Source organism: Bradyrhizobium shewense (assembly GCF_900094605.1).
GTDB classification, from domain to species: Bacteria; Pseudomonadota; Alphaproteobacteria; order Rhizobiales; family Xanthobacteraceae; genus Bradyrhizobium; species Bradyrhizobium shewense.
This window is the reverse complement of the sequence record NZ_FMAI01000020.1, coordinates 132,222-148,397: the sequence shown is the minus strand read 5'-3', so window position 1 is coordinate 148,397 and position 16,176 is coordinate 132,222. Positions and strand designations below refer to the sequence as shown.

Sequence of the window (16,176 nt, the reverse complement as noted above, 5' to 3'; positions counted from 1 at the left end):
CGCGCACCTTCCTTGCCGAGGTGCCTGAGCTTGGCGCGCTCAATCGCCGCCAGATCGCAAGCCTTGCCGGGCTTGCTCCCTTCGTCCGTCAGTCCGGCCGATGGAAAGGCCGGAGTAAGATCGGTGGCGGACGCACCGCCTTGCGGGCAGCTCTTTACATGGCCGCCCTGTCGGCCATCCGATGCCACACGCAGCTCAAGCTCTTCTATCGTCACCTCGTCAGCGCCGGTAAGCCGAAAATGGTCGCCCTCATCGCCGTGGCCCGCAAGCTCATCACCATCCTCAACGCCATGCTCAGGGATCGAAAACCATGGCAACCCGCTTGACAAAGAACACAGTCGCTGAGGTGCGAAGCATGCGATGCGAACGCAGCGCGTGCTGAAGCCTCGAAGGATGAACGGCCGCGATGCAGCCGGGCTGTCGCCCTTCGAGGCCTTCGCTACGCTCCGGCACCTCAGGGTGACGATGAAACATTTGCGCCTGTTGCTCGGCTTTGTCATTGCGAGCGCGAAGGCACGCTCCTCGCCATGAACTCTCTCAACCCGTTAGCTCCGGCCTCCAGTCCCGCAGTTTTCGCGCAGCACCCGTAACGTCGGCGATCGTCCGAAACGTCCCCGTCTCCACCATCATCGCCCGTGCGAGCCGCACCGCGCGGGCTTCGCTGACGGCGCGCTTCTTCGGATGCTCGATCAGCTCGAAATCGATGTTGTGGGCAAGGCCGAAGATGCGGCGGATGGTCTTTGCGGCCGCGAAGCCGACCGTGTCGGCGAACAGGCGGTGCAGATAGGCTTGGCGCTCGGCCTCCAGGCGCGCGGCGCCCTGCGCGCCGGCAAAGAGTGAGACCGGATAGGCGTCGCCAGTGCCTTCCGCCCGCCAGAGGTCAAGGAACTTTCGGGCGAACTCGCTCCAGACCTTTTCGACCGTCTCCAGCACCCAGGCCTCGAATGCGGCCCGCTCGCCCGTCGCACGCTCGTGCCCGGCGGAGGCGAAATAGGCCATCACAAGGTTGGCGATCACGGCCCCGACGTCGAACCCCATCGGACCATAGAACGCAAATTCCGGATCGATCACCCGCGTCTGGTGGTCCGTCACCATGATCGAGCCGGTGTGGAGGTCACCATGGAGCAGCGCCTCGGGGCTTGCCATGAATTTCAGCTTCAGCCGGGAGATCGCAACATGCAGCTCCATGTCATCACGCAGGCTTGCCGCGAGCGCATTGAGATACGGCGCAGTCCAGCGGTTCTGTTCGGCGATGCGGTAAGGATCAGTGAAGATCAGATCCTCGGTGATCTTGCAGAGCGCGTGGTTGCCGGCGAAAGCGGCGATGCCCTCCTTCTTCTCGGCCGCGGACAGCGCGAGGTCGGAGGTGAAGAACAGCGTTCGCGCCATGAAGGTAGTGATGTCACCGACGAAGCCTGGGTATTGCGTTCCCGCAACCAGCCCCTTGCGCATGATGATGTGGGGTTCGAGCAGCTCCATCACCGTCAGCGCCAGGGCCTCGTTGTGATGCAGCAAAGCCGGCACGAGACCGGGCGCGATCTGGGCCTGCCGGGACAGAGCCAGATATTCGTAATGGGCCCGCGACAGCGGCAGCGGCCAGCTCTCGCCGACGAGGCGGACATAAGGCAGCGCCTGTTTGACGGCGACGCCGCCGCTTGCGCCCTTCATGATGAAGACGAGATTGAGATTGCCGTCGCCGACCTCGGTGATCTCCCAGGAGGCCGGCTCGCCGCCCAGGAGTGCGGCGATATCAGGAAGACCTGCCAGATGATCCCGCAGCGCCGCTTCATGCAGAATTCGATAGTCCCCCGCCCGGTCCCCGGTCATGACGATCCCACCCATGCTTGGCATGGCCTGGTCGCAACTCCCGCTTCTGGGAAGCTTGGGCGATCCCTGCCATTCTTTTGGTCGGATCGTAAACGCAATCAAGGCGGTCCGCCACCTGTGTCGCTGGCGACGCCCGGGACCAGTTGCATGCAAAGTCCTTAGCGTCGGACGACCAGGCCGGGGCGCGCGGTCGCGAGCCCGCGATTTGCCGATTTTTGGAACACAAGCGGGCTGAGACAGTTTTGCGTTTCTGAGATTTTAAAGGAGTTACCGATGAGCCGCGGGATGCCTTCCATGACTGCCCTTCTAGCGATGCTGGCCATGGCCGGCTATCAGAACCGCGACAAGCTGGCTGAGCTGCTGAAAGGCGCGACCGGCGGCTCGTCCGCGGGCGGTCAGCAGCCGCCCGGGGGAGCGCTCGGCAATCTGGGCGGCATGCTCGGCGCAGGCGGGATCGGGGGTCTGCTCAATGGCGGCCTTGGCGAGCTCCTGGAGCGGTTCAACCAGAACGGCCAGGGTGAAGTCGCCGATTCATGGGTCAAGCCCGGACCCAACAAGGAGATTTCGTCGCCTGAGCTGAGGAATGCCATCGGCTCGGACGTGCTGGAGAAGCTCGAACAGCAGACGGGGCTTTCCCAAGACGAGATCCTTACAAGGCTATCGCGGGAATTGCCCTCGGCGGTCGACAAATACACGCCGGATGGACGTCTGCCTGAGGCATAGCTGTTGCCGCTTAACCTGGAAGAGGTGTGGAAATGGGTCTTCTCTGGACAATCATCATCGGCTTCGTCGCCGGCGTGATCGCCAAGTTCATCATGCCTGGCGACAACGAGCCGTCCGGCTTCATCCTGACGACCATCCTCGGGATCGTCGGCGCCTTCGTTGCGACTTACCTCGGGCAGGCGCTCGGCTGGTATCGTGCCGAAGAAGGCGCGGGACTGATCGGTGCGGTCGTCGGCGCGATCATTGTGCTGTTCGTCTACGGGCTCATCGCCGGCCGACAACGCCGAGCGATCTAGCCCGCCTGCGTGAGCAGCTGATCGGGCGTGCGCGAACTCGCGCCGCATCGAGCGGGCGGCGGCGCGCTCATGCCTACCAGCGCCGGATCGTTACTCCCGCTCCAAAAAGCTGGAGCCGATCTCGGCCTTTCTTTTGATCGGATCGTAATCACAATAGACGCTGTCCGCCACCAGCGTGTAGCTGGCGCTGACCGTGTATTTGTCCAGCTTGGCCGAGTTCAGGCCGATCACCGAGGTGCTCTTGCCCCCGTTCCATTTGAATGGCGTCGAGCTCTTGGCCTGCTCGCAGGCCATCACGGCTTCGTTGAAGACGTAGCCCTCGACGAACGCCTTCAGGGTGCGCACCTGCGCGGCCATCCGCCATTCGAAATAGCCGATGGTACCAATGCCGGCGACGATCAGCACCAGAAGTGCAATGACGATCCTCTGAAAAATCATTCGTTCCCCCAAACAATGTCGTCGGCAAAAACGTCTAGCAAGAACGTCTAGAAAGGCATTCCCATCAATTTCGACAGGCGCTCGATCGAGAGATATCCGGCGTGATAGGCGACCATGCCGAGGCCGTAGATGATCGCCGAGATGATGGTGGTCCAGATCAGCTTGCGGCCCATCCGCGTCAGGATCGGCGCGCCGGGGTCGGTGCCGGGCGCACCGACGCCATCTTCGTGCTGGCTGCGCACGCCGAACGGCAGCGTCAGGAACAGCGCGACCCACCAGATGACGAAGTAGATTGCGATCGCGGTTGAGATCTGGATGGCCATGGTTCGGCCTTATGCCTGCTCGATCTCGACCAGCGCGCCGGAAAAATCCTTCGGATGCAGGAACAGCACCGGCTTGCCATGGGCCCCGATCTTCGGCACGCCGTCGCCGAGCACCCGCGCGCCCTCCTTCACCAGCGTATCGCGCGAGGCGATGATGTCGACGACCTCGTAGCAGACATGGTGGATGCCGCCGTCGGGGTTACGCTCGACGAATTTTGCGATCGGCGAGGCCTCGCCGAGCGGTTCGATGAATTCGATCTTGGTGTTGGGCAGCGTCGCGAACACGGTGATGACGCCGTGCTCGGGCAGCGGCACGGCTTCCGAGATCTGAGCGCCGAACGCCGTGCCGTAGATCCTGGCAGCCTTGACGGCGTCCTTGGTCGCGATCGCGACATGGTTGAGCCGGCCCAGCATGTGTCTTCTCCCCTTACACTGTCAGTACGTGTACCAGACAGGGGGGCTTTTTGCCCCAATGTTCGTTGATCACGGCCCGGACAGCACGTCGCACCGACTCGCCCAATGCGTCGGCGTCGCGGCGGCGCGCCTTCGGCAGGCCCTCGATGGTGGAGACCACGGCATCGAAGACGAGGTCGTCGAAGGGCTCGCCTGCCCTGTTCTTCTCGGGGATACCCACGAGATCGACCTCGGGATCGTCGGCCAGCTCGCCCTGCTCGGTCATGGCGATGGCGACGAAGGCACAGCCGGAAAACGCCATGCGCCGCCGCTCGACCACGGCGCGGGACTTGGAGTCCTCCAGGATCGTGCCGTCCTTGTAGAGGCGGCCGGAAGGCACTTCGCCAATGATGCCGGGATCGCCCGGGCCGAGCTTGATCAGGTCGCCGTTGCGGACCACCAGCACGCGCGGCACGCCGGCGGCGCGCGCCAGCTTGGCGTGCTCGTTCAGATGCAGCGCCTCGCCGTGGACCGGGATCAGGAGCTGCGGCTTCACCCAGCCAATCATGTCGCGCAATTCGTCGCGGCGAGGATGGCCGGAGACGTGGACCAGATGGTCGCGATCGGTGATGATCTCGACGCCCTGCAGCACGAGATTGTTGATGATCGAGCCGACCGCCTTCTCGTTGCCCGGGATGGTGCGCGAGGAGAAGATGACGCTGTCGCCGCGATTGAGCGTGATCTCGGGATGGTCGTCATTGGCGATGCGCGCCAGCGCCGCGCGCGGCTCGCCCTGGCTGCCGGTGCACAGCGCCAGCACCTTGTCCTGCGGCAGATGGCCGTAGACCTCGGGTGAGCGGAAATTCTGCACGCCGTCGAGATAGCCGCATTCACGCGCGACCTGCACCACGCGCTCCATGGCGCGACCGACCACGACGACCTCGCGGTCGGCAGCCTTGGCAGCAGCAGCGACGGCCTTGATGCGCGCGACGTTGGAGGCGAAGGTCGTGACCGCAACGCGGCCCTTGGCTGATTTCACGAGGTCGATGATGGTCCGGGCGACCTCGGCTTCCGAGGGTGAACGGCCATCGCGCACCGCGTTGGTGGAATCGCCGATCAAGGCGAGCACGCCTTCCTCGCCGAGCTCGCGCAGCCGCTTCTCGTCGGTCGGGCTGCCCAGGGTCGGGGTCGGGTCGATCTTCCAGTCGCCGGTATGCAGCACCGTGCCGGCTTCGGTGTGGATCGCCAGCGCGTGCGCTTCGGGAATGGAGTGCGCGACGGGAATGAACTCGACGTTGAACGGGCCGACATCGACGCGGCCGCCGGACGGCACCACCGTCACCGGGATCTTCGGCGCGTTGCGCTCGGCGGCGCATTTGGCCTCGAACAGGGCCGCACTGAACTGCGTCGCGTAGATCGGGCATTTCAGCTTCGGCCAGAGGTCGATGATGGCGCCGAAATGGTCCTCATGGGCGTGGGTCAGCACCAGGCCCATCAGGTTCTTGCGTTCCTTCTCCAGGAAGCTGATGTCGGGCATGATCAGGTCGATACCCGGCAGGTGCTCCTCATCGCCGAAGGAGACGCCGAGGTCGACCGCCATCCAGGCGCGCTGCTGGCGGTTGCCGAGGCCGTAGATCGACAGGTTCATGCCGATCTCGCCGACGCCGCCCAGCGGCGCAAACACCAGTTCGTCGGGCTTGGCCATCACGCAGCTCCTACGGACGCGGCCGAGCCAAAGAACACCTCACCCGCGGCCACCGGCACGCGGCGGCCCTCCGCAGTGCGGACGATCAGGCAGCCGGTGTCGTCGATCGTGTCAAAAATGCCTTCCAGCGTCATCGCTCCCGTGTGGATTGCGACCCGCTCGCCGAGTCCCGCGGCGCGCTCCAGCCACAGCTTGCGGATCTCGGCAAAGCCGCTTCCATTGTCCCAGATGCCGCGGAACTCGACCCAGGCGTCGGAGAGCGCCGAGAACAGCTCCTCCGCACTGATCTGCACCCCGAGCGCGGCCAGCGACACCGCGGGCGTCGGCGTGCCCTCGGGCGCTGCGACGACATTGGTGCCGATGCCGACCACGACGGCCAGGCGGTCACCGATGGCTTCGGCTTCGAGGCCAATGCCGACGAGCTTCTTGCCACCGGCCAAAACGTCGTTGGGCCATTTCAGGGCATAGCGCGGACGATCGGGGCCGAGGCGGAGTGCGGCCTCCAGGCTGACCTTCTCCAGCGCGGCCTCCTCCGCCAGCCCGGCTGCAAAGCCGAGGGTGGCGGCGACGGCAGGCGCGACGTCCATGACTTCGAGGATGCTGGCGGCGAGATTGCCGCGCGGCGCGATCCAGGCGCGCTGACGGCGGCCGCGGCCGGCCGTCTGCTCCGACGTGACGAACCACATCGGGCCGCGCTCGCCGCGCCTGGCGTGCTCGATCGCCTCGGTATTGGTCGAGCCGGTCTGCTCGAACGCCGCGAGCCTGTAGCCCGCGGAGGATGCGCGAGGACCGAGCGCGAACCCCATCCTAGAACAGCGACTTTGCCGCGGCGGAGGCGACGCTCACCACGGGACCTGCGAACAGCGCGAACAGGATGTTGAACAGGCCAAAGACTGCCAGCACCGTCTTCACCTCGACGCGCACCGGATCGACCTGGCCGGCCGGCTCGTCGAAATACATCGTCTTGACGATGGCGAGGTAATAGTAGGCGCCGACCACGCTGGTCAGCACGCCAACGACGGCGAGCGTGAACAGGTTCGCCTTGATGGCGGCGACGAAGACGTACCATTTGGCGAAGAAGCCCGCGAGCGGCGGAATGCCCGCGAGCGAGAACAGCAGCATCGCGAACATGAAGGCGAGCAGCGGATTGGTGCGCGACAGGCCGGCGAAATCGCTGATCTGCTCGACCGCCTGTCCGTTGCGGCGCATGGCGAGGATGATCGAGAACGAGCCCAGCGTCATCGCGACATAGATCACGATGTACATCAGGACGCCCTGCGCGCCTTCGACCGTGCCGGAGGCAAGGCCGACCAGAGCAAAACCCATGTGGCCGATCGAGGAATAAGCCATCAGGCGCTTGATGTTGCTCTGGCCGATCGCGGCGAAGGAGCCCAGCGCCATCGAGGCGATCGCCACGAACACCAGGATCTGCTGCCACTGCGAGACGATGCCCGGGAAAGCGGTGAGCGTGACGCGGGTGAACACGGCAAGCGCGGCGACCTTCGGCGCCGACGCGAAGAAGGCGGTGACCGGGGTCGGCGCGCCCTCGTAGACGTCAGGCGTCCACATGTGGAACGGCACGGCCGAAACCTTGAAGCAGAGGCCGACGAGCAGGAAGACCAGACCGAAGACGAGGCCGACATTCGAGACCGTCGCGGCCGCCGCGATGCCGGTGAAGCTGACCGTGCCGGTGAAGCCGTAGATCAGCGAGGCGCCGTACAGCAGCATGCCCGAGGACAGTGCGCCGAGCACGAAATACTTCAGGCCGGCTTCGGTCGACTTGGCGTTGTCGCGGTTGGAGGTCGCCACGACATAGAGCGCGAGCGACATCAGTTCGAGGCCGAGATAGAGCGAGATCAGGTCGCCGGCCGAGATCAGCACCATCATGCCGAGCGTCGAGAGCAGCACCAGGATGGCGTATTCGAAGATGCGGCGCGACGGGTCGGACAGGAACTCGGTCGACAGCACCAGCGTCACCGCCGAGCCGATCAGGGCCAGGATCTTCATAAAGCGGGCAAAGTCGTCGACGATGAAGCTGCCGCCGAAGGTCACCTGCTTGCCCGCGGGCAGCATGTATTCGAGCACGCCGACCACGACCAGAAGCACGACCGCCAGCGAGGTGACGGCACCGGTCGTCTCCTGCCCGCGATAGGCGCCCAGCATCAGCAGAGCCATGGCGCCGATCGCGAGCACGATCTCGGGCAGCACCGGCGCCAGTTGATAACCTGCAGTCTCAAAGCTCATGGCGATATCCTGACCTGCCCGATCACTGGAGCAGTGCGGCGGCCTTCACGGCCGTCACAGCGGTGTTGTAGTTGTTGACGAGTTGCTGGACCGAGGCAGCCGACATGTCGAGCACCGGCTTCGGATAGACCCCGAACAGGATCGTCAGCGCGATCATCGGGAACAACGTCAGGCACTCCCGGAAGGTGAGATCCTTCATGCTCGCCAGCGACGGCTTGACCAGCGCCCCGAACACGACCTTGCGGTAGAGCCACAGCGCGTAGCCGGCCGAGAGGATCACGCCGAAGGTGGCGAAGAACGCGGTCGGGATCGAGACCTTGAAGGTGCCTAGCAGCGTCATGAACTCGCCGACGAAGCCTGATGTGCCGGGCAGACCGACATTGGCCATGGTGAAGATCATGAAGGTCAGCGCGTAGAGCGGCATCCGGTTGACGAGGCCGCCATAGGCCGCGATCTCGCGGGTGTGCAGGCGGTCGTAGACAACGCCGACGCAGAGGAACAGCGCGCCGGAGACGATGCCGTGCGAGATCATCTGGAACACGCCGCCGGCAACGCCCTGCATGGTGCCGGCGAAGATGCCCATGGTGACGAAGCCCATATGCGCGACCGAGGAGTACGCGATCAGCTTCTTCATGTCCTCCTGCATCAGCGCCACCAGCGAGGTGTAGATGATGGCGATGGCCGAGAGCGTGAAGATCAGCGGCGCGAAGTCGTGCGACGCCAGCGGGAACATCGGCAGCGAGAAGCGCAGGAAGCCGTAGCCGCCCATCTTCAGCAGGATCGCGGCGAGGACCACGGAGCCGGCCGTCGGCGCCTCGACGTGCGCGTCGGGGAGCCAGGTGTGCACCGGCCACATCGGCATCTTCACCGCAAACGAGGCGAAGAAAGCGAGCCAGGCCCAGGTCTGCAGCGAGCGCGGCACGGCGGTGTGCATCAGGGTCGGAATGTCGGTGGTGCCGCCATTCCAGTACAGCGCCATGATGGCGAGCAGCATCAGCACCGAGCCGAGCAACGTGTAGAGGAAGAACTTGAACGACGCGTAGACCCGGCGCGGACCGCCCCAGACGCCGATGATCAGGAACATCGGGATCAGGCCGCCTTCGAAGAACAGGTAGAACAGCACGAGATCGAGCGCCGAGAAGGTGCCGATCATCAGCGTTTCCAGAATCAGGAACGCCATCATGTATTCGCGGACGCGGTTGGTGATCGCCTTCCAGCTCGCGATGATGCAGAACGGCATCACGGCGGTGGTGAGGATCACCAGCGGCAGCGAAATGCCGTCGACGCCCATGTGGTAGGTGATCCCGGTCGCGAGCCAGTTCGCCTTCTCGACGAACTGGAAGTCGGGATTCGCCGGATCGAAGCGCATGACCAGGATCACCGACACCGCGAAGGTGATCAGCGTGGTCCAGAGCGCGATCCAGCGCGAGTTGCGCTTGGCCGCCTCGTCATCGCCGCGGCTGAGATAGACGATCAGCGCGCCGACCAGGGGCAGGAACGTCGTGACCGATAAGATGGGCCAGGTTGTCATTTACTGGCCTCCAAAGCCGAACATGAACCAGGTGATCAGGCCGGCGGCGCCGATCAGCATGGCGAATGCGTAGTGATAGAGATAGCCGGTCTGGATCTTCACGACGTTGCGGGTGACGTCCAGCACGCGGGCCGAGACGCCGTCGGGACCGAGGCCGTCGATGATGAAGCCGTCGCCCTTCTTCCAGAGCTGATAGCCGATCCACTTCGCCGGACGGACGAAGATGACGTCGTAGAGCTCGTCGAAGTACCATTTGTTGAGCAGGAACTGGTACAGCATCGGCTGCTCTTTAGCGAGCTGCACAGGGATGTACGGCCGGCGGATGTAGAACAGGTACGAGACGAGGAAGCCCAGCACCATCATCACCGTCGGCAGGACGGCGATGGTCTCGGGGATGTGGTGCATCTCCTCGATGATGTGCGGGTTCATCTTCACGGACTCGCGGAAGAACTCCTCGATGCCGTGACCTGCGAACAGCTCCTTGAACGGGAAGCCCGCAATGATCGAGCCGACCGCGAGCACGCCGATCGGGATCAGCATCCAGATCGGGGCCTCATGTGCGGCTTCGTAGTGATGCTCGTCATGCGGCTCGCCGTGGAAGGTCTTGAAGATCAGGCGCCAGGAGTAGAACGAGGTCAGGCCGGCGGCGACGACCGTCATCAGGAAGCCGTACATCGCAAACGGATTGTGCGCGGCGTAAGCGGATTCGATGATCGCGTCCTTGGAGAAGTAGCCGGCGGTGAGCGGGAAGCCGGTGAGCGCAAGCGTGCCGACCACCATCACCGCATAGGTGTAGGGAATCTTCTTCCAGAGCCCGCCCATGTTGCGGATGTCCTGCTCGTGGTGCATCGCGTAGATCACCGAGCCGGAGCCCAAGAACAGCAGCGCCTTGAAGAAGGCGTGCGTGAACAGATGGAACATTCCGACCGAATAGGCCCCTGCTCCCATCGCCACGAACATGTAGCCGAGCTGCGAACAGGTCGAATAGGCGACGATGCGCTTGATGTCGTTCTGGACGAGGCCGATGGTCGCAGCGAAGAACGCCGTGGTGGCGCCGAAGAACATCACGACAGCCTGCGCATTCGGGGCGAGCTCGAACAGCGGCGACAGGCGCGCCACCATGAAGACGCCCGCGGTGACCATGGTCGCGGCGTGGATCAGCGCCGACACAGGCGTCGGTCCTTCCATCGCGTCCGGCAACCAAGTGTGCAGCAGGAACTGCGCCGACTTGCCCATCGCGCCCATGAACAGCAACAGGCAGGTCAGGGTCAGCGCATCCGCGTGCCAGCCGAGGAAGTTGATGGTCTTGCCGGTGAGGCCAGGCGCGGCATGGAAGATCGTCTCGAAATCGGTCGAGCTGGTCAGCATGAAGATCGCGAAGATGCCCAGCGCGAAACCGAAATCGCCGACGCGGTTGACCACGAAGGCCTTGATCGCGGCGGCGTTCGCCGACGGCTTCTGGTACCAGAAGCCGATCAGCAGATAGCTGGCCAGACCCACGCCTTCCCAGCCGAAGAACAGCTGCACGAGGTTGTCCGCCGTCACCAGCATCAGCATGGCGAAGGTGAACAGCGAGAGGTAGCCGAAGAAGCGCGGCCGATACGGGTCCTCGTCCATGTAGCCGATGGAATAGAGGTGCACGAGCGAGGACACGGTGGTCACCACCACCAGCATCACGGCGGTGAGCGTGTCGACCCGCAAGCTCCAGTAGACCTGGAGATCGCCCGACTGGATCCACGGCAACAACGGAATCCGCATGTCGTGATGCATGAAGCCGACATCGACCAGCGTCATCCAGGACAGCGCCGCCGACACGAACAAGAGCGCCGTGGTGATCAGCTCCGCCCCGCGCGAGCCCGCCGCCGGCGGTTCGGCCGGGCCGTGGTCGTCGTGACCATGATCGTCGTGACCATGGTCGTCATGCGCCGCCGACGCGTGGGCGGCGCCGTGACCGTGGTCGCCGTGATGCTCGACCTCGTCGCCCGAGGGGTTGCGGGCATGCGCGCCGAACAGCGCGATCAGGCCGGCCAAGATGGCGCCCAGCAGCGGCAGGAAAACGATTGCCTGAACCATGACTGAGCTCAGCCCTTCATCAGATTGACGTCCTCAACCGCGATCGAGCCGCGGTTGCGGAAATAGACCACCAGGATGGCGAGACCGATCGCGGCTTCCGCAGCCGCAACCGTCAGCACCAGAAGCGCGAAGACCTGGCCGACGATGTCGCCGAGGAAGGTCGAGAACGCCACGAGGTTGATGTTGACCGAGAGCAGGATCAGCTCGATCGACATCAGGATGACGATGATGTTCTTGCGGTTCAGGAAGATGCCGAGGATCCCGAGCGTGAACAGGATCGCACCGACCGCAAGATAGTGTCCGAGCCCGATCGTCATTTCACCCACTCCGCCGCATCAGAGTCCTGGAGCCCCTGCCCCGGCGCCACCTTGCGCATCGCCATCGCCATTTCGGGCGTGCGCGCGTTCTGAACGTTGATGTCCTGCCGCTTCACGCTCGCCTTGTGCCGCAGCGTCAGCACGATGGCGCCGATCATGGCGACCAGCAGCACCATGCCCGAGAGCTGGAAGTAGTGGATGTACTTCGTATAGAGCACCAGACCCAGCGCCTCGGTGTTCGAGACGTTGGTCGGGATCGCCGCCGTGATCGTCTTGGCGACGCCGGGGTTGATGACCCAGAAGCCGACGGTGAGCAGCAGCTCGAACAGGAAGATGCCGCCGATGACGAGGCCGACCGGCAGGTACTCGATGAAGCCCTCGCGCAGCTCGGTGAAGTCCACGTCGAGCATCATGATCACGAACAGGAACAGCACCGCGACCGCGCCGACATAGACGACGATCAGGATCATCGCCAGGAACTCGGCGCCCATCAGCACGAACAGGCCGGAGGCGTTGACGAAGGCCAGGATCAGGTACAGCACGGAGTGCACGGGATTGCGCGAGACAATCACCATCACGGCCGAGGCGACACAGACGCCGGCGAAGAGATAGAAGAACAGCGCGGGAAGGATCATGCCCTCACCTCACCGGTACGGCGCGTCGAGCTCGATCGCTTTCGCGATCTCGCGTTCCCAGCGGTCGCCGTTGGCGAGCAGCTTGGCCTTGTCATAGAACAGTTCCTCGCGGGTCTCGGTCGCGAACTCGAAGTTCGGACCTTCGACGATGGCGTCGACCGGACAGGCCTCCTGGCAGAGGCCGCAATAGATGCATTTCACCATGTCGATGTCGTAGCGCACGGTGCGGCGGGTGCCGTCGTTGCGGCGGGGGCCGGCCTCGATGGTGATGGCCTGCGCGGGACAGACCGCTTCACACAGCTTGCAGGCGATGCAGCGCTCTTCGCCGTTCGGATAGCGGCGCAGCGCATGCTCACCGCGGAAGCGCGGCGAGATCGGGCCCTTCTCGAACGGATAGTTCAGGGTCGGCTTCGGCTGGAAGAAATAGCGCATGGCGAGGAAGAACGCCGAGACGAATTCCGACAGCAGAAGCGAGCGTGCAGTGGCGTTGATGTTGATACCCATGACGGCCCTCACTTCGGCGCGATGCCGGCGAAATGCAGCACGCCAGCCACCACGACCACCATCGCCAGCGACAGCGGCAGGAACACCTTCCAGCCGAGGCGCATCAGTTGGTCGTAGCGGTAGCGCGGCACGATCGCCTTTGCCATCGCGAACAGGAAGAACATGAAGAAGACTTTGAGCGAGAACCAGATGATCCCCGGCACCCAGTTGAAGGGCGGCAGATCGACCGGCGGCAGCCAGCCTCCGAGGAACAGGATCGTCGCCATCGCGCACATCGTGACGATCGCAACGTACTCGCCGAGCATGAACAGCAGATACGGGGTCGAGCCGTATTCGACCATGAAGCCGGCGACGAGCTCGGATTCGGCTTCCACGAGGTCGAAGGGCGGACGGTTGGTTTCCGCCAGCGCCGAGACGTAGAAGATCACGAACATCGGGAACAGCGGCCACACATACCAGTTCAGGATGGTGAGCTGCGGCAGCCCGATCAGGCTGGCAAGGCCGCGGACATGCTGGGCCTCGACCACGGCCGACAGGTTCAGCGTGCCGGCGCAGAGCAGCACCGTGATGATGACGAAGCCGATCGAGACTTCATAGGAGACCATCTGCGCCGCCGAGCGCAGCGCGGCCAGGAATGGGTACTTCGAGTTCGACGACCAGCCGGCCATGATGATGCCGTAGATCGACAGCGACGAGATCGCGAAGATGAAGAGGATGCCGACATTGATGTCGGAGATCACCCAGCCGAGATTGGTCGGGATCACCGCCCAGGCGGCGAGCGCGAGCACGCATGAGACCAACGGCGCCAGCAGGAACACGCCCTTGTTGGCGCCGGCCGGAATGATCGGCTCCTTCAGCACGAACTTCAGCAAGTCAGCGAAGGACTGCAGCAGGCCCCAGGGGCCGACCACGTTCGGGCCGCGCCGGATCTGCACCGCCGCCCAGATCTTGCGATCGGCGAGCAGGATGTAGGCGATCGCCACGAGCAGGACGACGAGCACCAGCACGCTCTCCGCGACCATGATGATCAGCGGCCAGAGGAACCCGGTCCAGAATGCGCTTTCGAAGAATTCCATCAGATCACGCTCACTCCGCTGCGGTCAGCATGTGCCCGGAGGCGAGGCGCGAACATTCCGCCATCACGGCGGATGCACGCGCGATTGGGTTGGTCAAATAGAAGTCCTCGACCAGCGGCTTGAACGGCGCCTTCTCGGGCGAACCGCCCTTCCCCGCCAGCTTCTTGATCTGGTCGGCCGAGCCGGCCTCGATCTGGTCGAGGCGGATCAGATGCGGCACGGCCTTGAAGATCGCCTGGCGCAGCGCCGAAAGCGAGTCATAGCCGAGCTTCTTGCCAAGTGCCTCCGACAGCGCGCGGACGATCGCCCAGTCCTCGCGGGCTTCGCCCGGCGGGAACGCGGCGCGGCCCGTCATCTGCACGCGGCCTTCGGTGTTGACGTAGATCGCGGACTTCTCGGTATAGGCGGCCGCCGGCAGGATCACGTCGGCGCGATGCGCGCCGCGGTCACCATGGGTGCCGATATAGACAACGAAGGTACCATCAGGCGCGTTGATCTCGTCGGCGCCGAGCAGGAACAGCAAATCCAGCGTGCCGAACGTGGTCATCTGCGCAGCGTTCAGGCCCCCGCCGGTTGCGGAGAAGCCGATATCGAGCGCACCGACGCGCGAAGCGCTCTCGTGCAGCACGCCAAAGCCGTTCCAGCCGTCCTTGACCGCACCGACATCGAGCGCGAGCTTGGCGGCGCTCGCGAGAATGGCGGCGCCGTCGTGACGCGAGGCCGCGCCCGCGCCGACCAGGATGATCGGATGCTTGGCGTTCTTCAGCACGTCCATGAAGGAGTGCTTGCCGGCCGCCAGCTCACCGAGCGTTTCAGTGCCCGCGCCGAGGTGATCGTAATCGTAGGTCAGATCGACCTTGGCGCCGATCACGCCGACCTTGAAGCCGCCGGCACGCCAGCGCTTGCGGATGCGGGCGTTGAACACGGCCGCCTCTTTCCGCGGGTTCGCGCCGATGATGAGCAGCGCATCCGCCTGCTCCACACCCACCAGCGTCGGGTTGAAGATGTAGGAGCCGCGGCCGAGCGCGGGGTCGAAGGCGTCGCCACCCTGCACCGCCATATTGGTCGAGCCGAACTTGGCGAGAAGATCCTTCAGCGCGAACATCTCCTCGACGCCGGCGAGATCGCCCGCGATCGCGCCGATGCGCTTGCCGTCAGTACGCGCCGCTTTCGCAGCGATCGCGCCAAAGGCTTCGGTCCAGCTCGCCGCGCGCAGCTTGCCGGCTTCACGGATATAGGGCCGGTCGAGACGCTGGGTGCGCAGGCCGTCGACGACGTGGCGGGTCTTGTCGGAGATCCACTCCTCGTTGACGGCCTCGTTGATGCGCGGCAGCACGCGCATGACCTCGCGGCCGCGGGTGTCGACGCGGATCGCAGACCCGACGCCGTCCATCACGTCGATCGACTGGGTCTTGCCGAGCTCCCAGGGACGCGCGGCAAACGCATAGGGTTTTGAGGTCAGTGCGCCGACCGGGCAGATGTCGACGAGATTGCCTTGAAGCTCCGAGGTCAGCGCGTGCTCGAGATAGGTCGTGATCTCCATATCCTCGCCGCGCCCGGTGGCGCCCATCTCGGGCGCGCCGGCGACTTCCGCCGAGAAGCGGACGCAGCGCGTGCACTGGATGCAGCGGTTCATCGAGGTCTTGACCAGCGCGCCGAGATATTTGTCCTCGACCGCGCGCTTATTCTCGGCGAAGCGGCTGGTGTCGACACCATAGCCCATCGCCTGGTCCTGCAGGTCGCACTCGCCGCCCTGGTCGCAGATCGGGCAGTCCAGCGGATGGTTGATCAGAAGGAATTCCATCACGCCTTCGCGCGCCTTCTTCACCATCGGCGAACGCGTGGAGATCTCCGGCGGCTCGCCCTTCGGGCCCGGACGGCAGTCGCGCACACCCCAGGCGCAGCTTGCGACCGGCTTCGGGCCGCCCTTCACCTCGACGAGGCACATCCGGCAATTGCCGGCGATCGACAGCCGCTCGTGATAGCAGAAGCGCGGAATCTCGGCGCCGGCCGCCTCGCACGCCTGAAGCAGCGTGAACTCGGCGGGCACATCGATCTCTTTGCCGTCGATGATGAGCTTGGTCATTCTTC

The 16,176-nt window shown here is 64.5% G+C and carries 17 protein-coding genes; 3 read left to right on the top strand and 14 right to left on the bottom strand.

Features of this window, described 5'->3' with window-relative positions; translation table 11 throughout:
• On the top strand, nucleotides 1-326 hold a 326-nt coding region (locus GA0061098_RS31160), incomplete at its 5' end, for a transposase (protein WP_129590991.1).
• A 211-nt stretch (nucleotides 327-537) separates the two neighbouring features.
• Here the strand turns inward: GA0061098_RS31160 and mtnK are convergent.
• Complete coding sequence (gene mtnK / locus GA0061098_RS31155; RefSeq protein ID WP_091965304.1) at nucleotides 538-1,827, bottom strand: S-methyl-5-thioribose kinase; 1,290 nt, start codon at nucleotides 1,825-1,827, stop codon at nucleotides 538-540.
• Nucleotides 1,828-2,100: 273 nt separating this feature from the next.
• On the opposite strand from mtnK, the gene GA0061098_RS31150 reads away from it, so the two are divergent.
• Both GA0061098_RS31150 and GA0061098_RS31145 read left to right on the top strand, forming a co-directional pair.
• Nucleotides 2,101-2,550, top strand: coding sequence for a YidB family protein (locus tag GA0061098_RS31150; RefSeq protein WP_091965303.1), 450 nt, complete (start codon nucleotides 2,101-2,103; stop codon nucleotides 2,548-2,550).
• 32 nt (nucleotides 2,551-2,582) lie between these two features.
• Nucleotides 2,583-2,846 carry a GlsB/YeaQ/YmgE family stress response membrane protein gene (locus GA0061098_RS31145; RefSeq protein WP_038971430.1) on the top strand — a complete coding sequence of 88 codons (264 nt, stop codon included), beginning with the start codon at nucleotides 2,583-2,585 and terminating at the stop codon, nucleotides 2,844-2,846.
• Nucleotides 2,847-2,936: 90 nt separating this feature from the next.
• Here GA0061098_RS31145 and GA0061098_RS31140 read toward each other — a convergent pair whose 3' ends face one another.
• From GA0061098_RS31140 to nuoG, 13 genes are read right to left on the bottom strand one after another with little or no spacing between them, the layout of a single operon-like run.
• Complete coding sequence (locus tag GA0061098_RS31140) at nucleotides 2,937-3,284, bottom strand: hypothetical protein (RefSeq protein WP_091965302.1); 348 nt, start codon at nucleotides 3,282-3,284, stop codon at nucleotides 2,937-2,939.
• A 47-nt stretch (nucleotides 3,285-3,331) separates the two neighbouring features.
• Nucleotides 3,332-3,607, bottom strand: a complete 276-nt coding sequence (locus GA0061098_RS31135; protein WP_018320157.1) for a DUF1467 family protein — start codon at nucleotides 3,605-3,607, stop codon at nucleotides 3,332-3,334.
• A 9-nt stretch (nucleotides 3,608-3,616) separates the two neighbouring features.
• Complete coding sequence (gene mce / locus GA0061098_RS31130) at nucleotides 3,617-4,021, bottom strand: methylmalonyl-CoA epimerase (RefSeq protein ID WP_091965301.1); 405 nt, start codon at nucleotides 4,019-4,021, stop codon at nucleotides 3,617-3,619.
• Between the two features lie 13 nt (nucleotides 4,022-4,034).
• Nucleotides 4,035-5,705, bottom strand: a complete 1,671-nt coding sequence (locus tag GA0061098_RS31125; RefSeq protein ID WP_091965300.1) for a ribonuclease J — start codon at nucleotides 5,703-5,705, stop codon at nucleotides 4,035-4,037.
• Nucleotides 5,705-6,511 carry a biotin--[acetyl-CoA-carboxylase] ligase gene (locus GA0061098_RS31120; RefSeq protein WP_091965299.1) on the bottom strand — a complete coding sequence of 269 codons (807 nt, stop codon included), beginning with the start codon at nucleotides 6,509-6,511 and terminating at the stop codon, nucleotides 5,705-5,707. Before GA0061098_RS31120 ends, GA0061098_RS31125 begins: the two co-directional genes overlap by 1 nt.
• A 1-nt stretch (nucleotide 6,512) precedes the next feature.
• Nucleotides 6,513-7,949 (bottom strand): NADH-quinone oxidoreductase subunit NuoN, encoded by a 1,437-nt coding sequence (nuoN, locus tag GA0061098_RS31115; RefSeq protein WP_091965298.1) that lies wholly within the window; start codon nucleotides 7,947-7,949, stop codon nucleotides 6,513-6,515.
• A gap of 22 nt (nucleotides 7,950-7,971) precedes the next feature.
• Nucleotides 7,972-9,480: an NADH-quinone oxidoreductase subunit M gene (locus tag GA0061098_RS31110; protein ID WP_091965297.1), complete on the bottom strand. Its 1,509-nt coding sequence runs from the start codon at nucleotides 9,478-9,480 to the stop codon at nucleotides 7,972-7,974.
• Nucleotides 9,481-11,553 carry an NADH-quinone oxidoreductase subunit L gene (gene nuoL / locus GA0061098_RS31105; RefSeq protein ID WP_091965296.1) on the bottom strand — a complete coding sequence of 691 codons (2,073 nt, stop codon included), beginning with the start codon at nucleotides 11,551-11,553 and terminating at the stop codon, nucleotides 9,481-9,483.
• Between the two features lie 8 nt (nucleotides 11,554-11,561).
• Complete coding sequence (gene nuoK / locus GA0061098_RS31100) at nucleotides 11,562-11,870, bottom strand: NADH-quinone oxidoreductase subunit NuoK (protein ID WP_008547737.1); 309 nt, start codon at nucleotides 11,868-11,870, stop codon at nucleotides 11,562-11,564.
• Nucleotides 11,867-12,505 (bottom strand): NADH-quinone oxidoreductase subunit J, encoded by a 639-nt coding sequence (locus tag GA0061098_RS31095; RefSeq protein ID WP_091965295.1) that lies wholly within the window; start codon nucleotides 12,503-12,505, stop codon nucleotides 11,867-11,869. Before GA0061098_RS31095 ends, nuoK begins: the two co-directional genes overlap by 4 nt.
• A 9-nt stretch (nucleotides 12,506-12,514) precedes the next feature.
• Nucleotides 12,515-13,003, bottom strand: a complete 489-nt coding sequence (gene nuoI / locus GA0061098_RS31090; protein WP_026232873.1) for an NADH-quinone oxidoreductase subunit NuoI — start codon at nucleotides 13,001-13,003, stop codon at nucleotides 12,515-12,517.
• A 14-nt stretch (nucleotides 13,004-13,017) separates the two neighbouring features.
• The gene (gene nuoH, locus GA0061098_RS31085) at nucleotides 13,018-14,085 is read right to left on the bottom strand and encodes an NADH-quinone oxidoreductase subunit NuoH (RefSeq protein WP_038948735.1); all 1,068 of its coding nucleotides are present in this window, start codon (nucleotides 14,083-14,085) and stop codon (nucleotides 13,018-13,020) included.
• 10 nt (nucleotides 14,086-14,095) lie between these two features.
• Entirely contained in the window at nucleotides 14,096-16,171 is a 2,076-nt protein-coding gene (gene nuoG, locus GA0061098_RS31080) for an NADH-quinone oxidoreductase subunit NuoG (protein WP_091965294.1), read from the bottom strand.
• Nucleotides 16,172-16,176 lie beyond the last annotated feature (5 nt).